Here is a 14441-nt window from a genome sequence, read left to right on the forward strand (position 1 = left end):
TCTATCCGGTCATCGCGTGCCATCCGATCTTCAGGTGGCGCTGGCGCGCGATGTACGGATCAGCGCCAATCGGCCGCCGGGCCCGCGTAGTCGCCGGTCAACGAGACGGACGAATCCCCCGGATTTTGGGACTTCCGTACCTGTCCGAGTCGCCATGCCGTCACGCCGCGGGCGTCCAGAAGCTGCAGCGCGTCGTCGGCTCGGTCGGCCGGCACCACCGCCACCATGCCGACGCCGAGGTTGAACGTCAGTTCCAGGTCCGCACGTGACACCGCGCCGTGCGCGGCGACCAGATCGAACACCGGCTGCGGTGCCCAGGTGGCGCGGTCGACGTCGGCCGCGAGACCCTCGGGCAGTACCCGGGCCAGGTTGCCCGCGAGCCCGCCGCCGGTGATGTGCGCGAACGCGTGGGCGCCGCACTCCGCCGCCAGCGCCAGACAGTCGAGGGCGTAGATGCGGGTGGGCGTCAGCAGCTCCTCGCCCAGCGTCGCGCCGCCGAGGGCCGCCGGCCGGCTCGCCAGGTCCAGACCGGCGCGCTCCAGCAGCACGTGCCGCACCAGCGAGTAGCCGTTGGAGTGCAGGCCGCTCGACCCCATCGCGATCAGCACGTCGCCGTCGGCGACCCGCTGCGGCCCGAGCACGGCGTCGGCGTTCACCACGCCGACGCCCGTGCCGGAGATGTCGTACTCGTCGGGCTCCATGACGCCGGGGTGCTCGGCGGTCTCGCCCCCCACCAGCGCGCACCCCGCCTGCACGCACCCCTCGGCCACGCCACTGACGATGGCCGCGATCTTCTCGGGCACGACCTTGCCGACGGCCACGTAGTCGGTGAGCACCAGCGGCTCGGCCCCCACGACCACCAGATCGTCGACCACCATGGCCACGAGGTCGATGCCGATCGTGTCGTGCCGGTCGAGCGCCTGGGCGATCACCAGCTTCGTCCCGACGCCGTCGGTCGAGGTCGCGAGCACCGGTTGCGGGTAGCGGGCGACGTCGAGGGAGAACAGGCCCGCGAAGCCCCCGAGCCCGCCCAGCGAACCCGGCCGGTCGGTGCGACGCACCGACGACTTCATCAGCTCCACCGCGCGGTCGCCGGCGGCGATGTCGACGCCCGCCCCGGCGTAGGAGGCTCCGGTGGGCACTGGCGGCACGGCTGCGTCCGTCACGGGCGGGTCAGGGCGTCCCCGGCCCAGCCGGCGGTGCGCTCCGGTTCCCGTCCGGCGATCTGGGGGGCGGGCACCGAGCGTCCGATGCCCTCGAGGACGTGCTTGCCGCCCATCGACTCGGGGATCGCGATCGGGTACTCGCCGTCGAAGCACGCCCGGCACAACCGCGACTTCGGCTGCTCGGTCGCCGCGATCATGTTCTCGGCCGAGACGTAGCCCAGCGAGTCGGCACCGATCGAGGCGCGGATGCCGTCGTTGTCGAGACCGTTCGCGACCAGCTCGGCGCGCGAGGCGAAGTCGATGCCGTAGAAGCACGGCCACTTCACCGGCGGCGCCGAGATGCGGACGTGCACCTCGAGGGCGCCCGCCTCGCGCAGCATGCGCACCAGCGCGCGCTGCGTGTTGCCGCGCACGATGGTGTCGTCGACGACGACCAGGCGCTTGCCCCGGATCACGTCGCGCAACGGATTGAGCTTCAGCCGGATGCCCAGCTGCCGGATCGTCTGCGACGGCTGGATGAACGTCCGTCCGACGTAGGAGTTCTTGACCAGGCCCAGCCCGTACGGGATGCCGGACGCCTCGGCGTAGCCGATCGCCGCGGGCACCCCCGACTCCGGGACGGGGATCACCAGGTCGGCCTCGGCCGGGTGCTCCTTGGCCAGCCGACGGCCCAGCTCGACCCGCGTCGAGTGCACGCTGCGGCCGGCGATCGTCGTGTCGGGACGGGCCAGGTAGACGTACTCGAAGACGCAGCCCTTCGGCTTCGGCGTCGCGAAGCTCTCGGAGCGCAGGCCGTCCTCGTCGATCGCGATCAGCTCGCCCGGCTCGACGTCGCGCACGTAACTCGCGCCGACGATGTCGAGGGCCGCCGTCTCGGACGTCACCACCCAGCCCCGCTCGAGCCGGCCCAGCACCAGCGGGCGGACGCCCTGCGCGTCACGCGCGGCGTAGAGCGTGTGCTCGTCCATGAAGACCAGGGAGAACGCGCCCACGAGCTTCGGCAGCACGTCCATCGCCGCCTGCTCGACGCTCACGTCCGGACGGGCCGCCAGCAGCGCCGTCAGCAGCTCGGAGTCGGTCGTCGCGCCCATCGCGCTCGCGCGGATGCCGGCCGCCGTGGCCTGCTCGGACAGCTCCCGGGTGTTCACCAGGTTGCCGTTGTGCCCCAGCGCCAGGCCGGTGCCCGCCGGTGTCGTGCGGAAGCTCGGCTGCGAGTTCTCCCACGTCGTCGACCCGGTCGTCGAGTAGCGCGTGTGACCCACCGCGATGTGGCCCTGCAACGTGGCGAGGGTGGCCTCGTCGAACACCTGCGACACCAGGCCGAGGTCCTTGTAGACCACCAGCGAACTGCCGTCGCTCACCGCGATGCCCGCCGCCTCCTGGCCGCGGTGCTGCAGGGCGTACAGGCCGTAGTACGTGAGCTTGGCGACCTCCTCGCCGGGCGCCCACACCCCGAACACCCCACAGGCGTCCTGCGGGCGCTTGTCGCCGTCGGTCTCGAGGTCGTGGGTGAGTTTGCCGTCGCCGCGCGCCACGGGGCTCAGTGTACGGACGGTTCTCGCGGGTGCCGCTGCGGACGGAGGGTGTCGGTGCTCGCAACCACCCCTCGCTGCGCTCGGGGGGCCAGGCCCATCCACGCTCGCACCGACACCCTCCGTCCTTCGCTGCGCTCGGACGCGACCGTTCGCTCGGTCCGCCGTTGGCGTCCGTCAGGAGAGGAGGGGCAGGAAGTCGCTCAGGTCGCTGCGCGGGCCCGTGGCGGTGACCCGTCCGGAGGCCACTTCGGTCGTGAAGGTGGCTCGGCCGGTGGCGAGGCGGAGCCAGGTGAGGGGGGCGGTCTCGACGACGTTGGGTGGGGTGCCGCGGGTGTGGCGGGGGCCGGGGACGGCCTGGACGGCGACGAACGGAGGGATGCGGATTTCGACGGAGCGGCCGGGAGCCCGCGCGGCGAGCAGTTCGGCGGTGGCCCGGACGGCGGCGGCGAGGGTGGGCCGGTGCACGGGTACCGGGTCGCGGTCGGGATGTGCGCGGGAGAGGTCGTCCGTGCCGACGACGAGGTCGGCGAGGGCGGCGGCGATCGCCTCCGCGCTCGCGTCCGGTGCCGGGGGCCGGCGGACGAGGTCGAGCAGTGGCCCGGGTGCGTCGGTACCGAGGTCGTCGAGGCGGGTGGCGGTCAGCTCCGCCTGCGCCCGGAACGCCTCGAGCAGCGCGGCGGGCGAGGCCTTCACCGCGTGAAGCGGGCGGGCAGCGGGGCCGACCAGGCCGTCCGCAGTTCGCGAAGGGGCAGCGAGAACTCGCCCGCCGGCGTCGTGACGTCGAGGGTCGTCTGAAGGAGGTCGACCTGTCCGAGGCGGACGCACGGCAGGCCGCGCTCGGCGCAGAGGGCGGTGAAACGCTCCTCGTTGCCGCGGGTCACGGCGACCAGCGCCCGTCCGGCCGATTCGCTGAACAGCTGCACGAACGGGTCTCCGTCCGGCAGCGTGACCGCCGCGCCGACGCCGCCGCGCAGGCACGACTCGACCAGCGCCTGCGCGAGACCGCCGTCGGCGAGGTCGTGCGCGGAGTCGAGCAGGCCCTCGCGGGCGGCGTCGATCAGCACGCCGGCGAGCAGCTGCTCGCGGTCGAGGTCGACCGCGGGCGGACGCCCGCCGAGGAAGCCGTGGGTGGCGTACGCCCACTCGGAACCGCCGAACTCGTCCCGGGTGTCGCCGAGCAGCAGGATGCGGGCCGCGTCGGAACGGAAGCCCTGCGGGGTGCGGCGGGCGACGTCGTCGATGACGCCGAGCACGCCGATGACCGGGGTGGGCAGGATCGGCGTCGTGCCGGTCTGGTTGTAGAAGCTGACGTTGCCGCCGGTGACGGGGACGCCGAGCGCCTGGCAGCCGTCGGCCAGGCCGCGGACGGCCTCGGCGAACTGCCACATGACGCCCGGGTCCTCGGGCGAGCCGAAGTTGAGGCAGTTGGTGACCGCCAGCGGACGCGCGCCGGTGGTCGCGACGTTGCGGTACGCCTCCGACAGCGCCAGCTGCGCGCCGGTGTACGGGTCGAGCCGGGTGTAGCGGCCGTTGCCGTCGGTGGCGAGCGCGAGGCCCCGGGTGGTGGAGTCGTCGACGCGGATCATGCCGGCGTCCTCGGGCTGCGCGAGCACCGTGTTGCCGAGCACGTAGCGGTCGTACTGGTCGGTGACCCACGACTTGTCGGCGAGATTGGGCGACGACGCGAGGCGCAGCACGGTGGCGCGCAGCTCGGCGGCGGTGCGGGGGCGGGGCAGGCCCCGTCCGTCGTGCTCGACGAGGACGTCCTGGTCGAGCGGCCGCTCGATCGGACGCTGGTACAGCGGGCCGTCGTGGGCGGCCGTGCGCGGCGGCAGGTCGACGATCTGCTCGCCGTGCCAGGTCATGCGCAGCCGCCCGGTGTCGGTGACGGTGCCGATGACGGTCGAGAGGACGTCCCACTTCGCGCAGACGGCGAGGAACGCGTCGAGCTTGTCGGGCTCGACGACCGCCATCATGCGTTCCTGCGACTCGCTCATGAGGATCTCCTCGGGAGCGAGGTTCGCGTCGCGCAGCGGCACGAGGTCGAGTTGCACGTCCATGCCGGCGGGCCGGCCGTCGACGGTGCCGGCGGCGGCCAGTTCGGTGGTCGCGCAGGAGATGCCGGCGGCGCCGAGGTCCTGGATGCCGACGACGAGGTCGGCGGCGAAGATCTCGAGGCAGCACTCGATGAGCACCTTCTCGGCGAACGGGTCGCCCACCTGGACGGCCGGCCGCTTGGACGGGCCGTCCTCGAACGTCGCGGACGCGAGCACGGACGCCCCGCCGATGCCGTCGCCGCCGGTGCGGGCGCCGAAGAGCACCACGTGGTTGCCGGCGCCGTCGGCCTTCGCGAGCTTGATGCCGTCGGCCCGCATGACGCCGACGCACAGCGCGTTGACGAGCGGGTTGCCGATGTAGCTCTCGTCGAACACGACCTCGCCGCCGATGTTCGGCAGGCCGAGACAGTTGCCGTAGCCGCCGACGCCCGCGACCACGCCCGGCAGCACGCGTCCGGTGTCGGGGGCGTGCAGCGGACCGAAGCGCAGGCTGTCGAGCACGGCCACGGGACGCGCGCCCATGGTGAGGATGTCGCGGACGATGCCGCCCACCCCCGTGGCCGCGCCCTGGTAGGGCTCGACGTACGAGGGGTGGTTGTGCGACTCGATCTTGAAGGTGACGGCCCAGCCGTCGCCGACGTCGACGACGCCGGCGTTCTCGCCCATGCCGACGAGCAGGGCGTCCGTCTTCGGGGCCTTCTCGCCGAACTGCTTCAGGTGCACGCGCGAGGACTTGTAGGAGCAGTGCTCGCTCCACATGACCGAGTAGATGGCCAGCTCGCTGCTGGTGGGGCGGCGGCCGAGGATGTCGCGCACGCGGGCGTACTCGTCCGGGGCCATGCCCAGTTCCTTGAACGGCTGCGCCTGCTCGGGCGTCCGTCCGGCGTTCTCGACGGTGTCGGTCGTCCACACGGTCATGCCGCCACCCCGGCGAGCAGCGAGGTGAAGAAGCCGAGGCCGTCCGTGCCCGGGCCGGTCAGTGCGTCGATCGCGTGCTCCGGGTGCGGCATCAGGCCGACGACGTTGCCGCGCTCGTTGGTGACGCCGGCGATGTCGCGGTAGCTGCCGTTGGGATTGCCGTAGAGGTAACGGGCCACGACACGGCCCTCGGCCTCGAGCGCGTCGAGGGTGGCGGCGTCGGCGACGTACCCACCCTCCATGTTCTTCAGCGGGATCACGATCTCCTGGCCGGCGCGGTAGGCGGACGTCCAGGCGGTCGACGCGTTCTCGACGCGCAGCGTCTGGTCCTTGCAGACGAAACGGCGGTGGTCGTTGCGGATCAGCGCGCCCGGCAGCAGGTGCGCCTCGCACAGCACCTGGAAGCCGTTGCAGATGCCGAGCACCGGCATGCCGTCGTTCGCCGCGGACACGATCGAGTCCATGACGGGCGCGAAGCGCGCGATCGCGCCGCAGCGCAGATAGTCGCCGTAGGAGAAGCCGCCGGGCAGGATCACGGCGTCGACACCGTGCAGGTCGGCGTCGCCGTGCCACAGGGCGACGGCCTCGACACCCTCACCCGCGTAACGGACCGCCCGCGCCGCGTCGCGGTCGTCGAGACTGCCCGGAAAGGTCACCACACCCACACGCAACGGCACGCCCACAGGTTACCGGCGCCGGCGTGATCCCCGGCGCCGCCGCCGATCCGCAACCGATCCGCACGTCGTCCTGACCCGATCCGAACATCGGCAGGGTTCGGTGTTCCCCATGACAACCGAGTGGTCACGGGCGGCGCACCTGGTGCGGCGCACGGGATTCGGCGCGACGGGGGACGAGGTCGACGCCGCGGCGCGCGAGGGCACGGACGCCTACGTGGCACGCATCCTGGCCGGGGCACGACGGTCCCCGTCCGCCGATCCGGGCGTCGCCCGCACGCCCGTCCCCACGTTCGATCCCCTGCCGCGGCGTCACGGACGGCGCACCGGCGGCGGCGACGACGCAGGGTCCGGCAAGGACCCCGCGCGTGCCGCCTTCCGGCAGGCGGCACGCGCCCAGGGTGAGCAGCTCGTGTCCTGGTGGTTGCGCCGCATGATCGCCGTCGAGCAGCCGCTCGCCGAGAAGGCGACCTTCGTCTGGCACTCGCACTTCGCGACGTCGCTGAAGAAGGTGAAGGTGGCCGCGCTGGTGCTGCGGCAGAACGAGCGGCAGCGCGCCGGAGCGGTCGGCTCCTTCGACGGCCTGGCCCGGGCGATGCTGACCGACGACGCCACCCAGGTGTGGCTCGACAACCAGGAGAACACGGTCGACGGACCGAACGAGAACCTCTCCCGCGAGTACATGGAGCTGTTCACGCTCGGCCACGGCGACGGCTACACCGAGAAGGACGTCCGCGAGGGCGCCCGCGCCCTCACCGGCTACCAGCGGGCGAAGGGCGGCGAGGGCCTGCGGTTCGTCGCCGCCCGCCACGACGCGACGACCAAGACGGTGCTCGGCCGCACCGGCGAACTGGACGCCGACGGGTTCTGCGCCGCCGTGCTCGCCCGTCCCGAGGTGTCGGGCCACATCGTGCGGCGGCTGTGGCCGCGGTACGTGTCGTCCACCCCGCCGTCGGCGTCCGTCGTCGCGAGACTGGCGAGCGCGTTCGGACCCGACCGGGACATCGCCGCGCTGCTCACCGCGATGGTCACCGATCCGGCGTTCGCCGACGCGGAGGGCAGTTTCGTGGTCGGGCCGGTCGAGTGGGCGGTCGGGGCCGCCCGTGCGCTGCGGGTGCCGACGACCGACGACGACGTGACCGCGCTCGCGCACTCGCTCGACGAGCTCGGGCAGCTGCCGTTCTTCCCGCCCAGCGTCGGCGGGTGGCCGTCCGGCCCGGTGTGGTTGTCGACGGCGGCCGCCGAGCTGCGCTTCCGGACCGCCGGCCGCCTCGCGGCCGGCGCCGACCTCGACGACGTCGGCGGCTCGACCACCGCGAGGCTCGAGGCGGTCGCCCACCGGCTCGGGGTCGCCGCGTGGTCGCCGCGGTCGCTCGCCGTGCTCAAGGGCGCCGCCGCGCAGCCCCGCCGGCTCGTCGCCGTCGCCCTGAACACGCCCGAGTACCTCGTCCACTGAGCGCCCAGCGCACCCGACCTCCACCGGAGAACCGCATGGACACCGTCACCCGTCGCCGCTTCCTCGTCGCCTCCGGAGTCGCCGGGGCGGGCGCCCTCGCCGCCGGGGCGGCCGTCGTCGGGGCCGGTGACCTCGCCGCGCGCGCCGCGACCGATCCCGCCGATCCCGACGCCGGGGTGCTCGTGCTGGTCACGCTGTACGGCGGCAACGACGGCCTCAACACCGTCGTCCCGGCCGCCGACGCGGCCTACCAGGACGCCCGCCGCGATCTCGCCTACGAGCCGGACGAGCTGCACGACCTCGGCGACGGCCTCGGCCTGAACCCGGCGATGAAGGGGCTCGCCGGACAGTGGGCGAAGCGGCGGTTGGCCGTCGTCCGTGGCGTCGGCTACCCGCACCCGGACCTCAGCCATTTCCGCTCGATGGACATCTGGCAGACCGGCTCACCCACCTCGCCGACCGCCTCGGGCTGGTTGGGACGCTGGCTGGACGCCACCGGCGACGACCCGGTGCGCGCGGTGACCATCGGCTCGGTCCCCGCCCCGGCGGGCGTCGGTACCCGCTGCACCGCCGCCGCGCTCGACGCCACCGGGCAACGCCGGCTCCCGCAACAGCTCGCCGCCGCGGTCACCGGGCTCGGCACGGCGGCGCCCGGCGAGAGCCCCACCCGCGCGGCGGTGCGGACGTCCTACCGCAACGAGCGCACGGTCGAGGCGACGGTCGCCCACGCGCTCGGGGCGGCGTCACCGCAGCCGGGCGGTGGACGGCGGCGGAAGGGCGCCAAGGGCAACCCGCTCGAGACCCAGCTCGACGTGGTCGCCGCGTGCGTGAAGGCAGGCGTCCCCACCCGCGCGTACCTGACCAGCCTCGGCGGGTTCGACACGCACTCGGGCGAGAAGCGGATGCAGGAGCAGTTGCTGTCCGTGGTCGACGAGGCGGTGTCCGGCTTCGTCGACGCCATGGCCGCGGACCCGCGCGGCCGGCGCGTCGTGGTGCTCGTGCACTCCGAGTTCGGACGCCGGGTCGCCGGCAACGCCTCCGAGGGCACCGACCACGGCACCGCCGCCCCGGTGCTGCTCGCCGGGGTACCCGTCAAGGGCGGGTTCCACGGCGAACAGCCGTCCCTGACCGATCTCGACGACGGCAATCTCAAGGCGACCGTCGACTTCCGCGCCGTGTACGGCGAGATCGTCCACTCGGTACTGGGCACGGACCCGCACCGCGTGCTGGACACCGTGCCCGCCGAGCTCGGCCTGCTCGCCTGACCCGCTCTGGCACGATGACCGGCGTGACGGACGCGCCCGCCGGTTTCGCCCACGTGCACAGCGGCAAGGTCCGCGACCTGTACCGGCACGCCGACGGACGGCTGCTGATGGTCGCCAGCGACCGCATCTCGGCGTTCGACTTCGTGCTCGACTCCCCCATCCCCGACAAGGGGCGGATCCTCACCGCGATGTCGGCGTGGTGGTTCGAGCGGCTGGCGGACGTCGTCGACAACCACGTGATCAGCTTCGACGACCCGCTGATCCCCGCCGCGTGGCGCGGCCGCGCGGTGCTGTGCGACGCGCTGCAGATGGTGCCGGTCGAGGCCGTCGCCCGCGGCTACCTCGCCGGGTCGGGCTGGGTCGAGTACCAGCGCGACCGCGCGGTGTGCGGCGTGGCACTGCCGGACGGGCTCGTCGACGGCGACCGCCTGCCGGAGCCGATCTTCACCCCGGCGACGAAGGCCGATCTCGGCGAGCACGACGAGAACGTGTCCTACGAGGTGGTCGCCGCGCAGCACGGCGAGCAGCTCGCGTCCGAGCTGCGGGAGCTCACGCTGCGCATCTACACGACGGCCGCCGGCATCGCGGCCGAACGCGGCATCCTGCTCGCCGACACCAAGTTCGAGTTCGGCCGGCGACCCGGCGGCGGCCCGCTCGTGCTCGGCGACGAGGTACTGACCCCGGACTCGTCCCGCTTCTGGCCGGCCGACTCGTGGCGACCCGGCGGCGCGCAGCCGTCGTTCGACAAGCAGTACGTGCGCGACTGGCTGCTGTCGGACGCGTCCGGCTGGGACCGCTCCTCGGGTGACGCGCCGCCGTCACTGCCCGGGGACGTCGTCGACGCCACCCGGGCCCGCTACGTCGAGGCGTACGAGCGGCTGACCGGGTTGCGGTTCGCCGACTGGCCCGGGCCGTCGGCGGGCTGAGCCCGCGCCGATACGATCGGCGCTCCACCGTCCCCCGTCGTTCGGAGCAGCCGTGGCCCGCGTCGTCGTCGACGTCGTCCTGAAACCCGAGATCCTCGACCCGCAGGGTCAGGCGATCGCCGGCGCCATGGCGCGCCTCGGCGTCACCGGGGTCACCGACGTGCGGCAGGGCAAGCACTTCGAGCTGGAGATCGACGACACCGTCGACGACGGCACGCTCACCCGCCTGGCCGACACGTTGCTGTCGAACCCGGTGATCGAGAACTTCACGATCCGGCGCGACTGACCCCGCGCCGGCGGCAGGACCGGGTCAGAACCACCAGTCGCGCGCGGCGCGCGGACCGCCGCCGAGCCGCGTCGGCGTGCTCGTCGACGTGTCCTGGGTCGTGGTCTGGGTCGTGGTCTGTGTCGTCTGCGTGCCGGTGTCTTCGGCGGCTCCGGCGGACGGGACCGCCACACCGACGATCGCGCCGGCAGCCAGCACCGCAGCCGCGGCCGCCGAAACCAGGAACTTCCGCATCAGGTTTGCCCCACTCCGCACAGAAACGAGCGAATCCGTGTGACGCCGACGTGAGTTCGACACGGCGCCACACGAACAACTGACATTAGGATCGCCGCGGAGGCGGGAAGCCTCCAAACCGAGGTAGTGGCAGGTAGCTGCCTGGCACCTAATGACGGGGACAAGGTGGGCGATTTCGGCGACTTGACCGATTCGGACGTCACCGTGTACCGCACCGTGCTGTCCGATCCGTCCGCCACCGTGCCCTCGGTGGCCGAACGACTCGGTCTCACCGCGGACGACCTCGACAAGGCGGTCGCGCGGCTCGGCGAGCTCGGGCTCATCCGCCACGGCGACGCCGACCGGCTGACCGGGGTCAGCCCGATGCTCGCCGAGGCGACCGTGCTGGGCGCCGAGGACCTCGAACTGGGCGCGCGGCGGGCGGCCCTCGAGCAGCGCCGCGACACCATCCGCCGGCTCGTGCCCGAGTGGAACTCCTCGTTCACGGCCGTGCCGGACGCCGGCATCGTCGACGTCATCGAGGACCAGGCGAAGATGGCCAACATCCTCATGCACTACGCGGGGCAGTGCGAGTCCGAGCTGCTGTCGGTCGCACCCGGCCGGCTGCCCTCGACCCGCATCGACGGCCGCACCCGGGTCGCCAACGTCTACTCCGCCCGCCGCGGCATCAAGACCCGCGCGCTCTACCAGCACACCGCCCTGCGCGACCGCGCCACCCGCTCGTACCTGAACGAGCTGGCGCAGAACGGCGCGACGATCCGCTTCGCCCCGTCCGTCCCCGGACGCAGCCTGGTGGTCGACCGGTCGGTGGCGCTGCTGCCCATCCCCGCCACCGAGCCCGGGCGCAACGGCGGGCTGGCGGTGGTGCGCGAGCCCAATGTGATCGCGTGGGTGGTCGCGACCTTCGAGCAGCTGTGGGCGGAGGCCTCGCCGCTCGAGGACGTCATCAACCGCCGCGACGACGACACCGAGCTCGACCAGACGCGCGCCGCCATCCTGCGGCTCATGGCCGAGGGCGAGAAGGACGAGGCGATCTCGCGCCGGCTGTCGATCTCGGTGCGCACCTGCCGTCGGCACATCGCCGACTACATGGCCCAGGTCGACGCCACCAGCCGGTTCCAGGCCGGGGTCATCGCCGCCCGAGCGGGGCATCTCGACACTCCGACACCCGGCTGAGTCAGCCACCCACCGGCTGTAGCGCTTAACCCGACACACCGGGACGGAACGCTCCGTCCCGGTGTTGGTCGTTGTCGGACCCGCGCGTAAGACTGGACGGGTACATCGAGGACGGTCGAGCCATGGCCGCCCCCGCACCGACCCGCGGCAACACACGTTGCCGGTCCGGACCTGGAGGGGGCGGTCTTGTCCGCTCAGACTCTGCCGCGGCATGCTGCGGCCGACCCGTTCGACGACCCCGCGACCGCGCTCGACGTGGCGCGCGAGCACATCATCGCTGCGGCTCTCACGTCCGCGCCGCCGGGCCGCGTCGGGCTCGAACTCGAACTGCACCTGGTCGACCTCGCCGACCCGGGCCGCCGCCCGGAGTGGTCCGAGGTCACCGCGCTCGCCGAGGCCGTCCCCGCCCTGCCCGGCGGCAGCCGGGTCACGCTCGAGCCGGGCGGCCAGATCGAGCTGTCCACCCCGCCCGGCGACGACCTGGCGTCGGCGGTCGCCCTGCTGCGGGCCGACCGGGAGGTGCTGCGCGGCACCCTCGCCGAGCGCGGCTTCGGCGCCGCGCCGCTCGGCACCGACCCCGCCCGTCCTACCCGGCGGGTGAACCCGGCCGGGCGCTACGTCGCCATGGAACGTCACTTCGAGGCTCTGGGCTGCATCGGGCCCGGGCGGGCGATGATGACCGCCACCGCCGCGCTGCAGGTCAATCTCGAGGCGGGCACGCCCGACATGTGGTGCGACCGGCTCGACCACGTGCTCGCGCTCGCCCCCGTCTTCGTCGCGGCGTCGGCGTGCTCACCGCTGCTGGCCGGACGGGAGTCGGGCTGGCACTCGATGCGCCAGGAGGTCTGGTTCGGCATCGACCGTGGCCGCACCGACCCGTTCGACACCGGAGACGACCCGTGCGGCCAGTGGGCGGCGTACGCGCTCGCGGCCCCGGTGATGCTGGTGCGCGACGGCGCGACGGCCGAGGTCGTCACCGACCGGGTCACCTTCGGGCAGTGGCTGGGCGGCGACGTGCCCGACCGCGGGCCGTTCGGGCGCCGTCCCACGGCCGACGACCTCGACTACCACCTGACGACCCTGTTCCCCCCGCTGCGACCGCGGGGCTACCTCGAGCTGCGCTGCCTCGACGCGCTGCCCGACCGGTGGTGGCCGGCGGTCGCGGCGCTCGCCACCGTGCTGGTCGACGACCCGGTCGCCGCCGACAAGGCCCGCGACGTCGCCGCCCCGGTCGCCCGCGCCTGGGACGCCGCCGCGCGCGACGGGCTCGCCGACCCGGCCGTCCGGTCGGCCGTCACCGGCTGCGTCGCCGTCGCCGTCGAGCACTGTCCCGAGCCGTTGCGTCCCGAGCTCGAGACGTTCGCCGAGCTGATCTCGTCCGGACGGACGCCGTCGGACGTGCTGCGCGAGCGGGCCCGCGAGATCGACCCGCTGGGGTTGCTCGAGGAGGAGGCCCGTGCCTGACACCGACGTCGACACCGTCGCCCGGGGACTCGTGGCCGCCCGCGACCGGACGCTCGCCCTCACCGCCGCCGACGACCACGAGTTGATCACCCAGCACCACCTGCTGATGAGCCCGCTGGTCTGGGACCTCGCGCACATCGGCCAGCAGGAGGAACTGTGGCTGCTGCGCGGCGGCGACGACACGGTGCAGGGCACGCTCGCCCGCGACGTCGAGCGGCTCTACAACGCCTTCGAGAATCCGCGGGCCACCCGCGCGGCCCTGCCGCTGCTGCCGCCGCACGAGGCGCGGGCGTTCCTCGGCGACGTCCGCACCCGCATCACCGACCGGCTGACCGGGCTCGCCGAGGTGACCGCCGACGACCTGTTCCCGTACGTCATGACCGAGCAGCACGAGCAGATGCACGACGAGACCATGCTGGCCACGCACCAGTTGCGCGACGGCGCGCCGCTGCTCGGCCCGGGCGCCCCGCTGCCGTCCGGGCGGCCCGTCCCGGCCGAACCGGTGCTGGTCGCCGGTGGCCCGTTCGTGCTCGGCGTCGACGGCACCGACGAACCGTGGTCGCTCGACAACGAACGTCCGGCCCACGTGGTCGACGTGCCGTCGTTCCGCATCGCGCGGGTGCCGGTCACCAACGCCCAGTACGCCGAGTTCGTCGCCGACGGCGGCTACGACGAGCCCCGCTGGTGGTCCGCCCCCGGCTGGGCGCACCGGCAGGAGGCGGGCCTCGCCTCGCCACAGTTCTGGGGACCGGACGGCACCCGGCGTCGCTTCGGCACCGTCGAGGCACGTCCCGACGACGAACCCGTGCAGCACGTCTGCTTCCACGAGGCCGAGGCGTACGCCGCCTGGGCCGGCGCCCGCCTGCCGAGCGAGCAGGAGTGGGAGAAGGCGTGCGTCTGGGACCCCGGCACCGGGCGGCGACGCCGCTGGCCGTGGGGGGACGCCGCGCCGAGCGCCTCGCTGGCGAACCTGGGCGGCGGGGCGCTGCGGCCCGCACCCGTGGGCGCGTACCCCGCCTCGGCGTCCGCGTACGGCGTCGAGCAGCTGATCGGTGACGTCTGGGAGTGGACGTCCTCGCCGTTCACGCCCTACCCGGGGTTCGAACCGATGCTCTACCGGCAGTACAGCGCCCCGTTCTTCGGCCGCGACGACGAGTTCCGCGTGCTGCGGGGCGGGTCGTGGGCGGTCGGCGGGCAGGCGGTGCGGCCGTCGTTCCGCAACTGGGACCTGCCGATCCGCCGGCAGATCTTCACGGGTTTCCGGCTGGCCTGGGATGTGTAGGC

13 protein-coding genes are annotated in these 14441 nt (G+C 73.5%); 7 read left to right on the forward strand and 6 right to left on the reverse strand.

Features of this window, described 5'->3' with window-relative positions; all coding sequences use genetic code 11:
- Positions 1-59: 59 nt before the first annotated feature.
- From purM to purQ, 5 genes are all read right to left on the reverse strand, one after another.
- Complete coding sequence (gene purM, locus ACYVP9_RS16845) at positions 60-1166, reverse strand: phosphoribosylformylglycinamidine cyclo-ligase (protein WP_460606077.1); 1107 nt, start codon at positions 1164-1166, stop codon at positions 60-62.
- Complete coding sequence (gene purF, locus ACYVP9_RS16850; protein WP_460606078.1) at positions 1163-2701, reverse strand: amidophosphoribosyltransferase; 1539 nt, start codon at positions 2699-2701, stop codon at positions 1163-1165. Before purF ends, purM begins: the two co-directional genes overlap by 4 nt.
- 174 nt (positions 2702-2875) lie before the next feature.
- Positions 2876-3394: a sterol carrier family protein gene (locus tag ACYVP9_RS16855; protein WP_460606079.1), complete on the reverse strand. Its 519-nt coding sequence runs from the start codon at positions 3392-3394 to the stop codon at positions 2876-2878.
- Positions 3391-5676 (reverse strand): phosphoribosylformylglycinamidine synthase subunit PurL, encoded by a 2286-nt coding sequence (gene purL / locus ACYVP9_RS16860; protein ID WP_460606080.1) that lies wholly within the window; start codon positions 5674-5676, stop codon positions 3391-3393. The genes ACYVP9_RS16855 and purL overlap by 4 nt, the downstream gene beginning before the upstream one ends.
- Positions 5673-6347 carry a phosphoribosylformylglycinamidine synthase subunit PurQ gene (purQ, locus tag ACYVP9_RS16865; RefSeq protein WP_460606283.1) on the reverse strand — a complete coding sequence of 225 codons (675 nt, stop codon included), beginning with the start codon at positions 6345-6347 and terminating at the stop codon, positions 5673-5675. The genes purL and purQ overlap by 4 nt, the downstream gene beginning before the upstream one ends.
- Before the next feature lie 115 nt (positions 6348-6462).
- Between purQ and ACYVP9_RS16870 the strand changes: the two genes are divergently transcribed.
- From ACYVP9_RS16870 to purS, 4 genes are read left to right on the forward strand one after another with little or no spacing between them, the layout of a single operon-like run.
- Positions 6463-7806, forward strand: coding sequence for a DUF1800 domain-containing protein (locus ACYVP9_RS16870; RefSeq protein WP_460606081.1), 1344 nt, complete (start codon positions 6463-6465; stop codon positions 7804-7806).
- Positions 7807-7841: 35 nt separating this feature from the next.
- Positions 7842-9071 carry a DUF1501 domain-containing protein gene (locus tag ACYVP9_RS16875; RefSeq protein WP_460606082.1) on the forward strand — a complete coding sequence of 410 codons (1230 nt, stop codon included), beginning with the start codon at positions 7842-7844 and terminating at the stop codon, positions 9069-9071.
- A 23-nt stretch (positions 9072-9094) separates the two neighbouring features.
- Positions 9095-9997: a phosphoribosylaminoimidazolesuccinocarboxamide synthase gene (locus tag ACYVP9_RS16880; RefSeq protein WP_460606083.1), complete on the forward strand. Its 903-nt coding sequence runs from the start codon at positions 9095-9097 to the stop codon at positions 9995-9997.
- 52 nt (positions 9998-10049) lie between these two features.
- A complete protein-coding gene (gene purS / locus ACYVP9_RS16885) occupies positions 10050-10283 on the forward strand; it encodes a phosphoribosylformylglycinamidine synthase subunit PurS (RefSeq protein WP_460606084.1) in 234 nt (77 codons plus the stop codon).
- Positions 10284-10307: 24 nt separating this feature from the next.
- On the opposite strand, the gene ACYVP9_RS16890 is transcribed toward purS, so the two are convergent.
- A complete protein-coding gene (locus tag ACYVP9_RS16890; RefSeq protein ID WP_460606085.1) occupies positions 10308-10517 on the reverse strand; it encodes a hypothetical protein in 210 nt (69 codons plus the stop codon).
- Between the two features lie 183 nt (positions 10518-10700).
- Here ACYVP9_RS16890 and ACYVP9_RS16895 point away from each other — a divergent pair, with 183 nt between their 5' ends.
- The 3 genes from ACYVP9_RS16895 (at position 10701) to egtB (ending at position 14439) form a co-directional block, all read left to right on the forward strand.
- Complete coding sequence (locus ACYVP9_RS16895; RefSeq protein WP_460606086.1) at positions 10701-11693, forward strand: helix-turn-helix transcriptional regulator; 993 nt, start codon at positions 10701-10703, stop codon at positions 11691-11693.
- A 186-nt stretch (positions 11694-11879) separates the two neighbouring features.
- Positions 11880-13157: a glutamate--cysteine ligase family protein gene (egtA, locus tag ACYVP9_RS16900; RefSeq protein WP_460606087.1), complete on the forward strand. Its 1278-nt coding sequence runs from the start codon at positions 11880-11882 to the stop codon at positions 13155-13157.
- Positions 13150-14439, forward strand: coding sequence for a formylglycine-generating enzyme family protein (gene egtB, locus ACYVP9_RS16905; protein ID WP_460606088.1), 1290 nt, complete (start codon positions 13150-13152; stop codon positions 14437-14439). Before egtA ends, egtB begins: the two co-directional genes overlap by 8 nt.
- Positions 14440-14441 lie beyond the last annotated feature (2 nt).

It is taken from the genome of Jatrophihabitans fulvus (assembly GCF_054781375.1).